General features: G+C 69.4%; 14 protein-coding genes. 6 read left to right on the top strand and 8 right to left on the bottom strand.

Annotated features, from left to right (window positions below; genetic code table 11):
- Nucleotides 1-41: 41 nt before the first annotated feature.
- Nucleotides 42-557: a DUF308 domain-containing protein gene (locus PV342_RS09230; protein WP_500316516.1), complete on the bottom strand. Its 516-nt coding sequence runs from the start codon at nt 555-557 to the stop codon at nt 42-44.
- A gap of 293 nt (nt 558-850) precedes the next feature.
- Here PV342_RS09230 and PV342_RS09225 point away from each other — a divergent pair, with 293 nt between their 5' ends.
- Both PV342_RS09225 and PV342_RS09220 read left to right on the top strand, forming a co-directional pair.
- On the top strand, nt 851-2,035 hold the full coding sequence (locus PV342_RS09225; protein ID WP_500316515.1) for a sensor histidine kinase: 1,185 nt from the start codon (nt 851-853) through the stop codon (nt 2,033-2,035).
- Complete coding sequence (locus PV342_RS09220; RefSeq protein WP_400808822.1) at nt 2,032-2,691, top strand: response regulator transcription factor; 660 nt, start codon at nt 2,032-2,034, stop codon at nt 2,689-2,691. The genes PV342_RS09225 and PV342_RS09220 overlap by 4 nt, the downstream gene beginning before the upstream one ends.
- A 193-nt stretch (nt 2,692-2,884) precedes the next feature.
- On the opposite strand, the gene PV342_RS09215 is transcribed toward PV342_RS09220, so the two are convergent.
- The 6 genes from PV342_RS09215 to PV342_RS09190 form a co-directional block, all read right to left on the bottom strand.
- Complete coding sequence (locus tag PV342_RS09215) at nt 2,885-6,274, bottom strand: S8 family peptidase (protein WP_500316513.1); 3,390 nt, start codon at nt 6,272-6,274, stop codon at nt 2,885-2,887.
- Nucleotides 6,275-6,798: 524 nt separating this feature from the next.
- Nucleotides 6,799-7,341 carry a DUF302 domain-containing protein gene (locus PV342_RS09210; RefSeq protein WP_400809267.1) on the bottom strand — a complete coding sequence of 181 codons (543 nt, stop codon included), beginning with the start codon at nt 7,339-7,341 and terminating at the stop codon, nt 6,799-6,801.
- Nucleotides 7,342-7,445: 104 nt separating this feature from the next.
- The gene (locus PV342_RS09205; protein ID WP_500316511.1) at nt 7,446-7,949 is read right to left on the bottom strand and encodes a winged helix-turn-helix transcriptional regulator; all 504 of its coding nucleotides are present in this window, start codon (nt 7,947-7,949) and stop codon (nt 7,446-7,448) included.
- A gap of 178 nt (nt 7,950-8,127) precedes the next feature.
- Nucleotides 8,128-8,412: an amidase family protein gene (locus PV342_RS09200; protein ID WP_500316708.1), complete on the bottom strand. Its 285-nt coding sequence runs from the start codon at nt 8,410-8,412 to the stop codon at nt 8,128-8,130.
- Between the two features lie 68 nt (nt 8,413-8,480).
- Nucleotides 8,481-9,596, bottom strand: coding sequence for an alpha/beta fold hydrolase (locus PV342_RS09195; protein WP_500316509.1), 1,116 nt, complete (start codon nt 9,594-9,596; stop codon nt 8,481-8,483).
- A gap of 390 nt (nt 9,597-9,986) precedes the next feature.
- The gene (locus PV342_RS09190; RefSeq protein WP_500316507.1) at nt 9,987-10,346 is read right to left on the bottom strand and encodes a hypothetical protein; all 360 of its coding nucleotides are present in this window, start codon (nt 10,344-10,346) and stop codon (nt 9,987-9,989) included.
- 506 nt (nt 10,347-10,852) lie between these two features.
- Here PV342_RS09190 and PV342_RS09185 point away from each other — a divergent pair.
- Nucleotides 10,853-11,581, top strand: a complete 729-nt coding sequence (locus PV342_RS09185; RefSeq protein WP_500316506.1) for a hypothetical protein — start codon at nt 10,853-10,855, stop codon at nt 11,579-11,581.
- Complete coding sequence (locus PV342_RS09180) at nt 11,578-13,203, top strand: hypothetical protein (protein ID WP_500316504.1); 1,626 nt, start codon at nt 11,578-11,580, stop codon at nt 13,201-13,203. The genes PV342_RS09185 and PV342_RS09180 overlap by 4 nt, the downstream gene beginning before the upstream one ends.
- Before the next feature lie 260 nt (nt 13,204-13,463).
- Here PV342_RS09180 and PV342_RS09175 read toward each other — a convergent pair whose 3' ends face one another.
- Nucleotides 13,464-14,210 carry a phosphotransferase family protein gene (locus PV342_RS09175; protein ID WP_400809249.1) on the bottom strand — a complete coding sequence of 249 codons (747 nt, stop codon included), beginning with the start codon at nt 14,208-14,210 and terminating at the stop codon, nt 13,464-13,466.
- Between the two features lie 318 nt (nt 14,211-14,528).
- Between PV342_RS09175 and PV342_RS09170 the strand changes: the two genes are divergently transcribed.
- Together PV342_RS09170 and PV342_RS09165 are read left to right on the top strand one after the other, a co-directional pair.
- Nucleotides 14,529-14,870, top strand: coding sequence for a contact-dependent growth inhibition system immunity protein (locus PV342_RS09170; RefSeq protein ID WP_500316502.1), 342 nt, complete (start codon nt 14,529-14,531; stop codon nt 14,868-14,870).
- A 327-nt stretch (nt 14,871-15,197) separates the two neighbouring features.
- Nucleotides 15,198-15,785 carry a hypothetical protein gene (locus PV342_RS09165; RefSeq protein ID WP_500316500.1) on the top strand — a complete coding sequence of 196 codons (588 nt, stop codon included), beginning with the start codon at nt 15,198-15,200 and terminating at the stop codon, nt 15,783-15,785.
- Nucleotides 15,786-15,846: the final 61 nt, after the last annotated feature.

The raw sequence follows: 15,846 nt of genomic DNA, 5'->3' as shown, positions 1-15,846 counted from the left end.
CGCCATCCGGCTCCGAATGGAATCGGCCGGACAAGTGCTGGTCAGCGCGTTCCGCGTCGGCTGCGGCCAGTCAGGGCGATGACGGAGACCAGGAACCAGAAGGCACCGAAGGCCGAGTATCCGGCGACAGTGGACAGGCCGCTCGTCGGCGAGGTGGAGCCGGCGGCGATGGCGGCGCCGGCGAGTACGGACTGTCCGCCGCTGATGACCATGGGCCACTGGGCGCCGACCGTGCGCCGACGTCGGACCGCCACGACGAGCTGGATGGCCCCGGAAAGGAGGGCCCAGACGCCGAACACGAGAAGGGCCGTCCCGACGGTGGAGAGCACGGCGATGATCATTCCGGCGGTCGTGGCGAGGCCGAGCCCCATGTTGACCGTGCTGACGCGGTTCGCGGAGCCGGCGCCCGCCAGGCGACGCTCGAGGAGCGTGGCGATGGCGTCCCACAAGGGGTAGACGACGAGCAGCACGGCCGCGCTCACCGTGGGCCTGTCCGTCGACACGAGCGAGGCGGAGGTCGTGAAGACGAGTGCCACCCAGATCAGGGAGAAGAGCACCCGGATCAGGTGTAGGGATCGGAGCCCGGAAGGCGTCGCCGTGGAAGGGGCCGAAGGGTCCGAGGTTACGGTGGTCTGAGTCATCAGGTGTCCCGTGGTGATCGTGACGGTGTGAGGCGGTCGCCTCGATCACGAGTCTCAGGGCCCTCGGGACAGGCCGTGTACTTCGAACGAAGTAGTTCTGCCATTCGCTTCGACGGCATGCGTCCGGCCGTCCCGACCGACCGCGGCGGATCCGCGGTCTACATCGTTTGAAGTACACGCACCCCGCACAAGTGAACGACAATCGGCTCATGGCCAAGGCGCGGAACAGTCAGGACGGGCTCGCGGCACCGCTGTGGGTCCGCCGCCCCGAGGTGCCGCACCGGGTCGCCTACGCGCTGGCCGCCCTGGTGTTCACCGGACAGATCGTGGCCGTGGTCCTGAGAGGCGCGGACTGGCCGACGGCCCTGTCCGTGCTCCTCGCCGGCGCCGGTGTCACCCTCTCGTGGCGGTGGCCGTGGGCGGGACTGGTCGTGACGAGCGCGGCGTCCTTCGCCGTCACGGCGGTGGGCCACGACCCCCTGTCGGTGTGGATGATGGCGGTGCTCGTCCTGTTCTCGGTCACCCTCAGGGGAAAGCAGCCGCTGGCCGCGACCGGCATCGTGGCGGCGTTCTTCCTCGGGGCGTTCATGACGGTCGGAGGATTCCGCGGCGGCGCGGTCGTGGGAGCCGCCGCCGTCTTCTCGGCTGTCGCAGGAGGTGCGACCGGGGCGGCGCTCCGCGTCCATCGGGACCACTGGTGGACTCTCGAGGAACGGGCGGAGAGCGCCATCGCCACCCGCGAGATCGAAGCCACCCGACGGGTGACCGAAGAACGGCTCCGCATCGCCCGAGACCTGCACGACGTCATCGGCCACCAGGTCGCGATGCTCAGCCTGCACCTCGGCGCGGCGGAGATCGGGCTGCCCGAGGACGCCGAGTCCTCCCGGCAGGCCCTCGTCTCGGCCCGGTCCAGCGCCCGCACCGTCGTCGTCGAAACCCAGCGCATCCTCGCGCTCCTCCGCCTCGGGGACGGCGTCTCCGGCGATGAGGCGCTCCGGCCGACCCCGGCGCTCAGCGGCCTGGAAGGACTGATCGCCTCCTTCGAGAGCATCGGCCTCGACGTCCGGCCCTCCATCGAGATCCCCTCCGGTTTCGTGGAGCCCAGTGTCGGCGTCACGGTCTACCGGGTCGTTCAGGAGGCACTCACCAATGCCTACCGGCACGGAGAGGGGACGGCCACGGTGGATGTCCGAGAGCACGACGGCAGGATCCGCGTCACCGTGGAGAACCGCGTCGGTCGCTCACCCCGCGGCGCCGACTCGGGCAGCGGACTAGGACTCGTCGGGATGCGCGAACGCGTCGAGTCCTCCAGCGGGCGGCTGACGATCGACAGTCACGACGGGCGATTCCGGGTCCGCGCGGAGTTCAGCCCCGTGGGAGCCGTCGTCCGATGACGCGCATCCTGATCGTCGACGACCAGGACGACATACGGGCCGGGATCCGGGTGATGCTCCGGCTCGACCCGGATCTCGTCGTCGTGGGTGATCTCTCCGATGGACTCCAGGTCGTCCCCTTCCTCCGGGAGCACCCCGTCGACCTGGTCCTGATGGACATCCGGATGCCGGGCATCGACGGTGTCGAGGCCACCCGCCGGATCCGCGCGGAGCATGCACCCGAAAAGACGAGGGTGATCGTGCTGACCACTTTCGACCAGGACGACATCGTTCTCGCCGCCCTGCGCGCGGGCGCCAACGGCTTCCTGAGCAAGACCGTGAGCCCCGCAGAACTCGTCGCCGGGATCACCGAGGTCGTCGCCGGTGGCGGTGCGCTGTCGGCCGCGGCGACGGCCGCGCTCATCGGTCACATGACGGACAGACCGCCGCCGGTGATCGACCGGGAACTGCTGCGACGCTTCGGCGCTCTGACCCCCAGGGAGCGGGACGTGGTCGTTCTCATCGCGAGCGGCCTCGGCAACGACGAGATCGCGGCCCAGATGTCGGTGTCGCCGTTCACCGTGAAGACGCATGCGGTGCGGGCCATGACGAAGGTCGGCGCACGTGATCGGGCGCAGCTCGTCTCGTTCACCTTCCGGGCCGGCCTCTACCCCTGAGCCGCGCGCGTCTTCCGTGGTGCACGCCGGTCCTCGCCTCCGGTGGTTCCTCACCGACCGGTCCCGGACGTGGAGGGCCACCCGTACACGAACCCCGAGGAGGGGTCCGCGTACGGGTGGCCGCGGGATCGTTCCCCGGGCCGGAACCGCGGAGGGCGCGAGCCCTGGAGAGCGGTTCCGGCCCGGCGCCGTGCTACTTCGTCAGGTAGGCGTCGACGATGGTCTCGTCGACGGTGTTGCCCTGCTTGTCCACGGCCTGGGCCTTGAAGGACACGCTGCCGCCGGCTTCGGGGTTGGCGACCCGGACCCGGCCGTCGCACACGCTGAGCTTCTGCCAGGTGGCTCCCTCGTCGTAGGAGGCCCACACGCTCAGGGACTTGAGGTTTCTGCCCGCGGCGGTGCCGTGGACGGTCACGGGGACCCACACCTTCGCCCGGGCCTTGCCCGTGCTGTCGAGGGACAGGGCGGGGGTGAAGCGCACGACGGACGTCGGGAGCTTCTTGATGCCGGGGGCGAACTCGGAGGAGAACGTCCAGCTCGCGGTCATGCTCGTGGAGACGTCGGCGACCGTGCCGCGCTTGACCGAGACGGTCAGCCGGTAGTCGGCACGTTCGTTCTCCGCGATGTAGAAGACGTCCATCGGGTAGATGCTGGAGTTGACCAGCTCACCGTTGCGGTAGAGGGACGTTCGCGCGCTCTCGATCGGCGAGTTGTTGTCGCTGACGTTCCCCTCGCTGTCCGAGAAGAGCGGAAGCCGCCCGTCGATCGCCTCGTCGGCCCGGAGCAGTCCGGCGCCCTCCGGGAGATCCGGCCCGAAGACACCGACGTTGAAGACGTGCCCGTAGGAGCGTCCGGGCTTGAACGTCCTCGGAAGGGCGTCGTAGCCGGCCTCGTACGAGTCGTTCGCGTCGACCTGCATGAAGCCCAGCTGCCACGAGGTGTTCCCCGAGAACAGGTGCAGGGTGCCGGTGTAGGGCAGGGCGTGCACGGTGCCGAGACCGGCACCGCCCTCGGTGACCGGTGTGACGAACCCGAACTTGCCCTTCGCCGGCGCTCCCAGCTTCGCCTCGACCTTGGCGAATTCGCGGGCCTTGGCGTGGTGGGTGAAGCCGGTGAGGTACCTGTCACCCGTCGGCTGGTACACCAGGTGGTACTCGTCGTGCCCACCCACGCCGGTGGAGAAGGTGGTCATGAGCTGCTGCGTCAGCCGGTCGCCGTCGGCCGCGTTCGGGCCGAGGTGGGCGGTGCGGTACTGCGCGAGGGAGCTGGTGAAGACCCCGTAGCGGGTGCTGTAACCGTCGGGCAGATCGATGCCCGCGCTGAAGAAGCCGAGGGCCGGCCGTGCGGATCGGTCGGGGACGGTGATGTCCAGAGGCTTGGCGGTGCGCGCGTCCACCGTCACCACGGTGTCCTTGGTGACGTCGAGGTTGGGCTGGTTGAACCAGTCACCGCCCTGGTCGTACGAACCCTCCGGGTCGACCCGGACCATGCTGTTGAGGAAGTACCGGCCCTTGGGGAGGCGCACCGAGTGCGTGTCGCCGGACAGCACGGTGTTGGTGCCCCTGGCGAGTCCCGACAGGCCCTGCAGCTGGGCGTCCCAGGCGGGGGCCGGCGCGGGCCTGCCCTGGCGGTCGAGGGTCTTCACCGTGACGGTGTACATCTCCGACTCGCGGTCCACGGCCAGCGCGGTGCCGACGGTCTGCCCGTCGCCGGTGGCCGTGATCCGTCCCGTGAAGGCACCGGTCGTGTCACCGCCGAGGCGGGTGTCGGCGGTGACCTTCACGGTCGCCTCGCCGTGTGCCGGGACGGTGACCTGCTGGTCCGCCGTGAACATCCCGTCGGGCGCGGCGCTTCCGTCCGGGCCGGTGGCGTCCACGGTCAGCTTCAGGGTGACCGGGGAGTCGCCCGAGTTGCGGTACGTGAGGTCCTTGGTGAGCGGCTGGTCGTCGGTGTGCGGCCACTGCGCGACACCGAACGAGAGCGACGTGTCGCCGGCGACGACGGTCTGTTTGATCGCCTTCCGCAGGTCGACGCGGCCCGAGCCCTGCTCGAAGGGCGTGTACCCGCCGGGCGTCGTCGAGGAGACCAGCGCGTCCTTGATGTCGTCGCCGGTCCAGTCGGGGTGCTGCTGGACGAGGATGGCGGCGGCGCCGGCGACGTGCGGGGTGGCCATCGAGGTGCCGTTGAGGGCCATGTACCCGTCCGCCACGGAAGGGGCGACACTGGCCAGGTAGCTGTCGTGCGCGGCCGCGGCCCCGATGGCCACACCGGGCGCCGTCAGATCCGGCTTGATGCCGCCGTCACCGACGCGCGGGCCGGTGCTGGAGAAGGAGGCCAGCCTGTCCTGCTTGTCCACGGCGCCGACGGTGAGGGCGGCGTCGGCGCTGCCCGGCGAACCGACCGTTCCGGCGCCCTGCTCGCCGTTGTTGCCGGCCGCGATGACGAAGAGGGCTCCGCTCTCGGCCGACAGCCTGTTGACGGCCGCCTCCGCCGGATCGATCTCCGGGGAGTCGTAGGTGCCGAGGCTGAGGTTGACGACGTCCGCCTTCTCGGCGACGGCCCACTCCATGCCCGCGATGATCTGGGACATGCTGCCGCTGCCGCTGTCTCCGAGGACCTTGCCGTTGAGGAGGCGGGCGCCCGGCGCCACGCCCTTGTACGTGCCACCGGACTTGGCTCCGGTGCCGGCCGTGATCGACGCGACGTGCGTGCCGTGACCGAACCGGTCCACGGCGTCCGGCGAGTCGGAGAAGTTCTGCTCCGCGACGACCTGTCCGGCCAGATCCGGGTGGGTGGTGTCGACGCCCGTGTCGAGCACGGCGATACGCGTACCGGTGCCGTCGAAGCCGGCCGCCCATGCCTCGGGGCCGCCGATCTGGGGGACGCTCTTGTCCAGGCTCGCCTGCACGACGCTGTCCAGCCACACCGAGGCGATACCCGGAGCCACGCTGCGCTTCATGGCGTCGGCGGACCCGTCGGTGATCGCGGACCACAGTTCCGCGGTGCCGTTGGCGGGCGCGGCGACGGCGTCGGCGTTGACGCTCGGCAGCGTGCGCTCGACCTTGGCACGGCCGGTGGAGCGCAGGGCCGTCCTGGCCGCCGGACGGGCCGCGTCGTACATCACGATGAGCCGCAGGTCATGGCGGTCCGCGTAGGCCGGCGTGCTCAGCGTGGTGATGTCGAACAGACGCCGGTCCACCCGTCCGCTCCGGACGAGGCTCCGGGCGTCGTCGGGCAGGGCGTAGGTGTGCCCGTCGCGGGTCTCCACCCGGATGGGTATGTCCTCCCGGCCCTTGGCGGGACGCGCGGCGACGATCCCGCCCTTCGCGTCCACCGCGATCCGGTCACCGGTGATCAGTGGGATCCACCGGTGCGCGCCGGTCCCGGCCGGAGTCCCCTTGATCCCGGGGCCCGTTCCGAAGGCCGAAACCGAAGCCGATGCGGAGGCCGAGAGCCGTGCCGACGACGACGCTGTGCCGGTGGGGGCGGCGAGTGCCAGGGACGCCGACGGGGTAGCGGCGACCAGCAGCATGCTGATTCCCAGGACCGTGCCGATCGCAGGTCTCTTGGATGTGAAATTCACGGTGTCCTCTCGCTCATTCACCCCGCGCCAACGCGTGGTTTGCACGGTGGACTTGGGGTGCGCCGCACAGCGAAGCACCAGTCCCGAGAGGGTGTCAACGGGTTGATCTTGGATTGACGGAAGGTGACCACGTCGCCAACCGGTGAGTTGACTGCGGCATTAGCGAACTTTTCGCCCCCAAACCGTTCGCTGTCCGGCAAGACAGGCACAGACCGCGTTTCACCTGTGGTGATGCCAGCGGATGCCGGGGGCCGGACACTCAAGCGTGAAGGTCGGCAGCTCTCGTCCCGCCCTTGCCGGGAATCGTGCCGGAATTCACTGTTTCCCCGTCAAACCTATTGGCTCCGGCCGGATTCGATGAGTTCATTCGACGGCCCCAAGCCCGGAGGAGCTCATGCAGGAACCGGCGCATCAGGGCGATTCCGCCCGCACCTGGCCACGTCGCGACGAGTGCCCGGTCCCACCCGAGTGGATACTCGGCTGCGGCCCGGGCACGCGAGGTCCGGCGGTGCTTCGTCCTGAAGTCAGGTCAGTTCATCGGGCACGGGGACGCCGAGGTGGGCGAGAAGCGCGCCGACCTTGCGGTCCAGCTCACGCCCCACTTCCGTGATCTCGGGCCGGCCGAGCGCGCTCACCGTGTCGCTGGGGCGGTCGATCGCGAACACCGCCTCGCCCGAGGGGGATTCGTGGATCGTGACGCGCAGGGGCGCGTACATCAGGGCACCGGCGTCGTGCCGGTACATGCGCTCGGCAATGGTGTGATTGCCCATCAGGTACTCGGTGCAGCGGGCCCGATCGCCGGCCACGCCGAACAGGGGCTGGGCGTCGAACTTCCAGTAGATCATGAACCCCTGTGGAGCGCCCTCGTCCGCGAGGCGGCGCACGGCGCTCCACGGCGCCCGCTCGGTGACCAACTCGAAGGTGCGCCGGTAGTCGAGCGGAGGGACGGCCTGCTCGAAGCGGGCGACGAACTGCTTGTAGTTCGTTCCGACCGGGATCTCCAGTCGCGTGACGGAACGGGGGAGTGCGCGGATCGTGGGGTGCGTCGTCGTGGTGTCGTGGGCCATGACCTGCTCCCTTCTGGCTTGCCTTACGGCATCCAGTCTAGGGCGCACTACAGGCTTTCGCATAAAAGCCAACAATTCGGGCATCAGGGAGAGGGTTCACAGGATCACGGGGTCGCGGCGGCGCCCAGGACCTGTGCGAGGTCGCTCTGCCAGGGCCTGATCCAAGCGGTCTCGGAGCGCGGCACCCGCTTCCGGCAGCGCGGGCAGCGGCTACCCGGTTCGAACGACTCCCCGCAGGTGCTGTGCACCAGACGCATCGGCCGCGTCGGTGACGCGGACTCGCTGTGGTTGTTCCCCCACACCATCATCGCGTGCAGGACGGGAAGCAGGTCCTCGCCGGCCCGCGTCAGCCGGTACTCGTCGCGGATCCGGCCACCACCCTCGGGCCGGTAGGGGGCGCGCGTGAGCAGCCCCGACTCGACGAGCTGCCGCAGGCGGTTGGACAGGACGTTGTCCGCGATGTCGAGTTCGGCCTTGAACTCGTCGAACCGCGTCGTCCCGAGGGTGGCGTTGCGCATGATCAGCAACGTCCACCGGTCGCCCAGGATGTCGGCGGTACGTCCGATCGGACAGGGCCCATCGGCGGTTCCGCGGCGGGGTCCCGGCATGTCGTACCTCCGGACTTGCTTAACGCAAGCCTACGACTTCTGCCGTCGGGCGCGGGGCCGCCGCCCCGCCGTGGACGGCGCGGACGCCTGCCCCGCACCCCTCGGAGGCCGGTGTGAGGGGTGCGGGACGGATCGGGGCCGGTGACCGGACGATGCCGTGGCACCCCCCGTTCCCCGGTTATCGGAGAGCGGGGTGCAAGCCGCGCACCGGGCTCAGCGTCTCCAGCAGCGAGGCGATGTGCAGGATGGTCGACTCCGCGTGCCAGCCGGCCGCCACCCGCACGCCGATCGGCATGCCGTCGCTGCTCGTGCCGAACCGCATCGACAGGGCCGGCAGTCCCGTCAGATTGAAGGGGACGGTCGTCGACGTGGCCAGCAGCCACGCGCGCAGGCCGGAAGGGCTCCGGCGACTCCGTCCGGCGGACGGTCGACCGTGCCCACCTGCACCCCGGCGTACGGACACCGCGACCTCGACGACCGCTGCCTCCTGAAGCGACGGCGCGTTCCCCGGCACCCGCGTCTTCGCGGTGCCTACCGGGGGTTCCGCGTCGTGGCGTTGGCGCGGTAGGGGGCCAGGAACGTGGTGAGCGCCGCCAGCAGTTCCTGCGGGGCCTCCTCGGCAACCCAGTGGCCGCTGCCCGGGACGACCAGGGACCGCACGTCGCCGGCCGCGAGCCTCATGGTGGTCGCCACTCCCTCTCCGACGCTTTGCGCTCCACCGACGGCGAGGACGGGGATGGTCAGCCGCCGCTTCACGCGGTCGGCGTTCTGCGTGAACGTGGTGTCGAGGTCGCGGTACCAGCCGAAGCTGCCGCTCAGTGCGTGGCGGTGCCAGGTGAGGGATTCGACGTAGAACCGGATGGCGTGGTCGGGCAGCTTTCGCGCGGCCTTGGTGTCGAGCTGCCAGCCGAAGTAGACGTCCTCCCGCCCCGCGACCAGGAGTTCGTTGACGTCGTCGAGCCGGTTGAAGGGGAAGTGCCAGAGCATGTTGTTTGCCTTGGCGGGGCCGAGCAGGGGCGGTGAGGGCGTCACACCGGGAATGACGGCTTCCGCCACGGCGAGACGGTCGACGCGGTGGGGGTGGTCCGTCGCGAGCGCGTAGCCGATCGGCATGCCGGTGTCGTGGCCGACGACCGCGAAGCGTTCGTGGCCGAGGGCGTCCATCAGCGCGGCGAGGTCGTTCGCGAGGGTGGCGGTGTCGTAGCCGTCGCGGGGTTTGTCGGTCAGCCCGATGCCGCGCTGGTCCACGGCGATGACCGTGTGGTTCCGCGCCAGCGCCGGCATGACCATGCGCCAGGCGTACCAGTTCTGCGGCCAGCCGTGTATCAGGAGCAGGGGCGGCCCGTCGCCGCCGACGACGGCGTGCTGACGTATGCCACCGGCCTGGATGAGCCGACTGGTGAACGTCCGGCGGAACCCGTCGGGGAGCCCGGGAACACCGGACACGGAGCCGAAGCCCCTCGGGGTCTGCCGCGGAGCGGCCGTAGCGGGCGGAGCGGCGACACCGGTGAGCGCGAGACCGGCGGTGACGGCCGCCGCGCCGCCGACGAAAGCGCGCCGGGAGACCCGGCGCGGCGGCTGGTCCGAGTGCGATGACGGCGTGACGGGACCGTTCTGGCCGGGCGGTTCGGTGGGGGAGGGGCTCACACTCGGTTCCTTCTGCGATGGTGGTCAGAGGGCGCTGGCGGGGGAAGGGGCCGGGCGATGGGGTACGGCAATAAGAGCATATGCTCCTAATGCAGGAAGGGCAATGCGGTGTGATCCGGGTCATTCCGGATAAGGAGTCTGGACCCACGTCGGCGGGCATGGTGCACCCTCCCCGATTCGCGAGTGGTCGCTCGTATGCCGCACGGGACGTCCGGCTCTATGGGACGTCCGGCTCTGCGGCGCAGGGCGTCGCCGGCCCTGGCGAGCCGGGCCTGACCGCGACCGACCAACGGGGATCGGTCGCGGTCAGGACTTCGCCGAATGACCCCTTCGGATGTGACCGGGCCCCGGCACGGCAGTGTTGTCCAGGGCCGCGGTCTGCTTCGGAGGCTACTGGCGGACGTTGATGGCCTGGACCGCCGCGGACTGGGCGACGGCCAGCGGGGAGGCGACGTTGGCCGACAGCGATTCGTTGCGGGCCTTCACGTGCGCGGACTTGAGCGACTTGCTGGTGAACCCGAAGTAGCTGAAGTCCGTGCCCCGACCGCCGTACCCTCCGCGGCCGTAGTCTCCGCGGTCGTAGCCGCCACGGCCGTAGTCTCCGCGGTCGTAGCCGCCACGGCCGTAGTCTCCGCGGTCGTAGCCCCGGCTACCGCGGCCGTCGTCCCAGCCGCACCCCGAACAGCTCGCGGGTGTGGCCAGCGCCGTACCGGCCAGAGGAACCCCTACGGCCGATACCGCCAATGCCACCGTGGCCGCGGCTCGAGCAAAACCTTTCACTGCATTCCTCCCTTGGGGATGGGAATTTCCTGATGCGAACCGAAGTTAGCCGATAGCCAGTCGGAAGTCATTCACGCTCCGCGGGGAAGGTCCGCCGAACAGGGCATCGCCGAAAAATCCACTACGGATCACGGGTGGTGGCAGCTTCGAGGTTTGTGCAGCTCAGAGCCGATATCGTCCTGCTGGACGAGATTTCCCGGCTTCTGCTTCGGTACACCTTGGAGTGAACCCGGAACGGTCTCTGGACGTCGATCGAATAGTGCGAGGCAGGATAAGATTAATTTATTCAAGCGAGTCGGGACCAGCAAAAGAGGCACCATTTGGACTGCTTGGCGGGGCATTTTGGTGCAACAATTGCGACCTGAGCGGGGGGAAATCAATAAATTGGGGAACTCGAAATCTGGGGCGGTGCCGTATCCGAACTTCCCGGTGTTCGCCGTGAGGCGCGGGGGCGGCACCGGACGGGGCCGTCCCCGGTGGCGCGCCCGCCTCGGGGAGCGGCCTACAGCGCACGCGTCGTCGACGGCAGGAACGTCCGGCTGTCGATCACCCCTTCGCGCAGCTACACCATCTGGTTCACCGCGAGCACCCGTCTCAACGCGCCCTCCCACGACTCGGTGGCCGAGGCGAAACGCGCGCTCGCATCGGCGAAGAGCCGCGGGTACAGCGCGACGCTCGGCGACTTCCGCTCCTGGTGGCACGACTTCTGGGGCAAGTCGTTCGTGCAGTACTCGGGGCTGTCCGGGGATGCGGACTACCTGGAGGACGTCTACTACCTGAGCACGTACATGATCGCCGCCGGGGGATACGGGACCAATCCGTTCCACTTCATCAACGGCGTGTTCCGGGCCACCCGTGACCAGACCAAATGGAGCAACGCCTACTGGTTCTGGAACCAGCGGGACGTCTACAACTCCTTCCTCGCCTCCAACCACGTCGACCTGCTGGCCGGCTTCAACCGCCTCTACAGCCGCAACGCGACGGCGCTGACGGCGTACACCCGGACCCGCTACAACGTCGACGGGCTGTGGGTGCCGGAGACCATGGGCTGGGACGGCAACGCGCGAGGCACCGTCAACAGCGACTTCACCAACAACATCTGGTCGACGGGCACCGAGGCCGCGTACAACATGTACCTGCAGTACGCGTACACCAACGACTCCGCCTACCTGCGGGACACCGCCTACCCCTTCATGCGCTGGTGAAGTTCTACGCCGCGAAGCTGTCCTACGACTCCGCGTCCGGCAAGTACCACGTGGCCAGTTCGCACGCGCACGAGACGTACTGGAACGTGCCGAACGCGATCACCGACCTCGCGGCGGTGCGCACCCTGTTCCCCCTCGCGATCCGCGCCTCCCAGTCCCTGGGCCTGGACGCCGACCTGCGGCCGCAGTGGCAGCGGATCGTGGACAACCTGATCGCCTATCCGTCCACCACCGACGTCTACCTCCCGCACACCCCGCCGCTCCCGCACACCCCGCCGCTCTCGCAGACCCGCAACGGCGAGAACGTGGCCGCCGAGATCATCTGGCCCTACGACCGGACCGGCATCGGCTTCCCGGACCAGCAGAAGGCCGTGAACACCTTCAACGCACGACCCTTCCCGTACGGCAACGTCTGGGCCAACGACGCCGTGCAGGCGGCCCGGCTGGGGCTGGGCGACCAGGCGTACCAGGGCATGAAGACGATGCTCCGCAAGTACCAGACCTATCCCAACGGGATGACCGACAACGGCGTCTTCGAGTACCTCGGCGTGCACCTGGCGGCCCTCGACGAGTCGCTGCTCCAGTCCTACAACGACAAGATCCGGGTCTTCCCGGCGGTGCCGGGCGACTCCTCGTTCACGGGACGGTTCACCCTGCTGGCCAAGGGCGGCTTCACGGTCAGTTCGGAGCGTGAGGCCGGCGAGGTGAAGTACATCGGCATCAAGAGCCTGTACGGGAACGCGACGCGGGTCGTGAACCCGTGGGGGACCCAGCAGGTGAGAGTCCGCGACGTGACCGGCGGCACGAGCGTCCTCACCACCAGCGCAGCCGAGTTCGGCCTTCCCACGACCGCCGGAAGGGTGTACGTGGTGGAGCGCACCGCCAAGCCGCTGTCCTCCTACACCTCCGTACGGCTCACCGGAACCGCGAACCAGGGAGAGAAGGCCCTGAGCGGCACCACCTCCACCCTGGGCATGGCCAGGACTCCCAACCCCATGGTGAACAACAGTCAGTTGACGTACGACAGCAATTGGCACGCGACCAGCGGGCGAGGCTACGGCGACTACAACGACGACACCCACCACAGCACGACGGTCAACGCGGTGGCCCAGTACACCTTCACCGGTACGGGGGTCGCCTTCATCTCCGAACGCAACGGCGACATGGGGCCGGTCGACGTCTATCTCGACGGCGCCTTCCAGGCGACGGTGGACCTGAAGGTGTCCGGCGCCCGCCAGGTGCAGCAGACCGTCTGGCAGCGCAGCGGACTGACCCAGGGAACGCACACCATCCGCATCGTCAACCGCAGCACCTCGGTGGGGATGGTGGACGCCCTGCGCATCACACCGCAGGACGTCCGTGGACCGGGGCGGTTCGCACCCGGTCGGGTTCCATGGGCCGGGCCGACGGGCCGGCCGAGCCCATGGAACCGCACGGCCCGCACGCCGCGAACACGCCCGGAGGTGCCGCGGCATGCCCCGGATCGACTGGCGCCCCTGGTGGTGCGTGACGGAAACAGCGTCCGTCTGGGTGTCACGACCGAGAGAGGCCGCAGGAAGCCGCGCCGGGCGACGGAGGAGGCGGACGCGGGCGCCGCGCGAGGGGTTCCCGGGCCCGAGTGAGCCGCGAGGCCCGCACCTGTCTGGGCCTTGCCCCCCGGGCGAGGGCTCGTCATCCACACGATTCTCGCCTTTCTGCTTCTGACGGCGGCCGCGAGCCTGTACGTGATCGCCGCGCTCCGGCCCGGCGGACAGTGAGCCTTGCCGCGATTGCGCGTGCCACTGCTCGAGGCCCCGCCTGCGCCTGCGCGCCGCGCCTTGTCGGGAGTCAGGGCAGGCCTGTGCGGTGCCGGAACGCACTCATAGGTCGGGGCCGCGCGGCGTCACATCCGGGATCTCAGCACGTCGACCTCGCAGCCGGGCGCGAACGGGTCGAAGCCGTGCTCCATCAGCCAGCGGACCACCAGCAGGCTTCGCAACGACCACCACGCGTGGATCACGTCGAGGTCGACGTCGGTACCGTAGCCGGCGATGACGTCCTCGAGGTGCTCCTCGTGTCCGAGCGTGAAGGTGGCCAGGTCGTACAGGGCATCGCCCTGGCCCGCCTCGGACCAGTCGATGATGCCGGTGACCTTGTCGCCGTCGACGAAGACGTGCGCGATCTGCAGGTCGCCGTGCGTGAACGCGGGAGTGCACGGCCGGAGCGCGGCCTCGGCGACCTGGCGGTTGCGGGTGACCAGATCGGCGGGCAGGACGCCGTTCGCCACGAGCCACTCGCACTCGCCGTCGAGGTCCGCCGCCAGCGCGACGATGCTCCGCCCGGCCTGTCCGGGCCAGGGCGGCAACGGCGCGTCGTGCAGCTTCCGGATGGCGGCACCCGCCGCGGCCCACGCCGCAGGTGTCCCGGTCGACGGCCCGCCGAGGCGTCCGAGCGTCGTCCCGGGGACCGCGGCGACCGCGAGCACGGGCGGCTTGCGCCACAGGACCCGCGGGGTCGGGACCGGCGCCAGTGCCATCATCTCGACCTCGACGTCGATGCGGGCCTGATCGGCGTCCACCTTCAGGAACACGTCGCCGACGCGCAGGGTCGCGCGCTCGGAATGGGCGACGACGACTTCGACCTCATCCATGGGCGACCAGTATCCCGGGGCCGATCGCAGACGTCGCCGGGTCTGTCGCGTGCGACGACACGGCTGACCATGTCCCGCCACCCGGCGGTCCCGTGCACGACACCGGCCGCCCGCCAGGTCAGGCCCGCCTCTCTTGCGAGGAGTTCCGAGCCGGGCACGGAGCCGCCGTGGGCGTGCGCGAGATGTCCGTGCCGCGCTGAGTGCGACACCGGTCCAGGTGCCACCTCGGACCGCATGTGAGATCTGGTGGTGGGACGATCGCCCGGTGACGCGCCCCTTGGATCGTGAGCGATCCCTCGAAGAGCTCGAACGTGACTGTTGACCGGATCCGCCACCGGACGTAACCCGGCTCATCACCACTGCACACACATTGCGGCGTCGGCCGACGGCGAACTGACCGTCGACGACATGCGCCTGTTGATCGGGCAGGACATCGGCCTGCCCTACCTCCTGCCGCTGGCGGTGGAGGTACTGCGGGAGAACCCGATGGCAGAGGGGCACATGTACGAAGGCGATCTGCTGTCCGCGGTCCTCACCAGGACCCAAACGGTCTGGGGCGGGTTTCCCGAACTCGACCGCGAACTTCGCGGGATCGTCTCGAGGCTGACCGGCCTGCCCACTGACCTGCAGCAGAAGGTCGGTCGCTTCCTGACTGCATAGGGCACCGAAGTAGGAGGTGCCCCATGTGAGGGAAGGTCGGCGCCTTTACGGAACGTCTCGCAGGAAAGATCGCGAGCCGAGAAGCGTCGCCGACCAGCCACGGGCGGGTGCACACCTGGGCGGTAACGCGAACACGTTCGACATGGTGTGCATTGACTGGGACTTGTCCGGACGATCATGTGTATAACGGGGATGACCGCGAGTGCTGCGGTGGCGGTATCGAGGAACGCATGGCCGCGTCTGCCATAACGGCCGTCGGCCCGGGGCGCGGAGCCGAGCACCGCCCTGCCCCGTGTGCTGATCGGCGGAGACGGCATGATGGGGATCATGAAGTCTCTCGCCGCAGCCGGTCTGTGCATCGTGGAGGGCTGGACCGCGCCCGACGGGCTCCTTCCGCCCACCGTCACCGGCCAGGCACCGAGCGTCCCGTCTGAGGACGGGCGCGTCGAGGCCATGCTGGACTTCCTCGATCCGCAGCTGCACGAGAAGGCGAACGCCGACTGGTACCGGCTGTCGGTCGAAGGAGGACTCTTCTCCGAGACCGACCGCAGGTTCCTGATCGCGCTCCACCCCGGCCAGGACCGCCTCGCACGGTGGCACTGCGTCGAGCTGCAGAGCGAGTGGGACATCATGGGCAAGGGTGCTGACGGGCTGCTCGGCAGTGCCCCCTGCCGGCCCGAGTTCAGCATGCTTTCCCTCGACGGGAACGTGCTGTGCTTCGCCACGACGTGGGAGCACGCGATCAGCACCTCGGTGCTGAAGGCGCCGCATCGTTCGCAGGTCCTCCGCCGCTGGGCGGAGGCGCTGACGGACGGCACCATGGACGACATGGACGACATGGGCGATCCGGACGACACGCCACTGAGCGTGGCGGCACGCCGCTGGCTCGACACCAGTAGGAATTTGTCCGACTGATCACATGCGGCGGCCTTCATTCCTGTGCAGTGCCGGCGGGCGCGCTGCAGAACGGTCGCAC

Source organism: Streptomyces sp. PA03-3a, assembly GCF_033792735.1.
In the GTDB taxonomy this organism is placed as follows: domain Bacteria; phylum Actinomycetota; class Actinomycetes; order Streptomycetales; family Streptomycetaceae; genus Actinacidiphila.
Note: the sequence above shows the minus strand (reverse complement) of the source record. Positions and strands in the feature narration are given on the sequence as shown.

Coding starts and splice junctions, on each gene's coding strand:
- PV342_RS09220 (WP_400808822.1), top strand. CDS start 2,032: ATGACGCGCATCCTGATCGTCGACGACCAGGACGACATACGGGCCGGG.
- PV342_RS09205 (WP_500316511.1), bottom strand. CDS start 7,949: ATGCCGGGACCCCGCCGCGGAACCGCCGATGGGCCCTGTCCGATCGGA.
- PV342_RS09175 (WP_400809249.1), bottom strand. CDS start 14,210: ATGGATGAGGTCGAAGTCGTCGTCGCCCATTCCGAGCGCGCGACCCTG.
- PV342_RS09210 (WP_400809267.1), bottom strand. CDS start 7,341: ATGGCCCACGACACCACGACGACGCACCCCACGATCCGCGCACTCCCC.
- PV342_RS09165 (WP_500316500.1), top strand. CDS start 15,198: ATGAAGTCTCTCGCCGCAGCCGGTCTGTGCATCGTGGAGGGCTGGACC.
- PV342_RS09225 (WP_500316515.1), top strand. CDS start 851: ATGGCCAAGGCGCGGAACAGTCAGGACGGGCTCGCGGCACCGCTGTGG.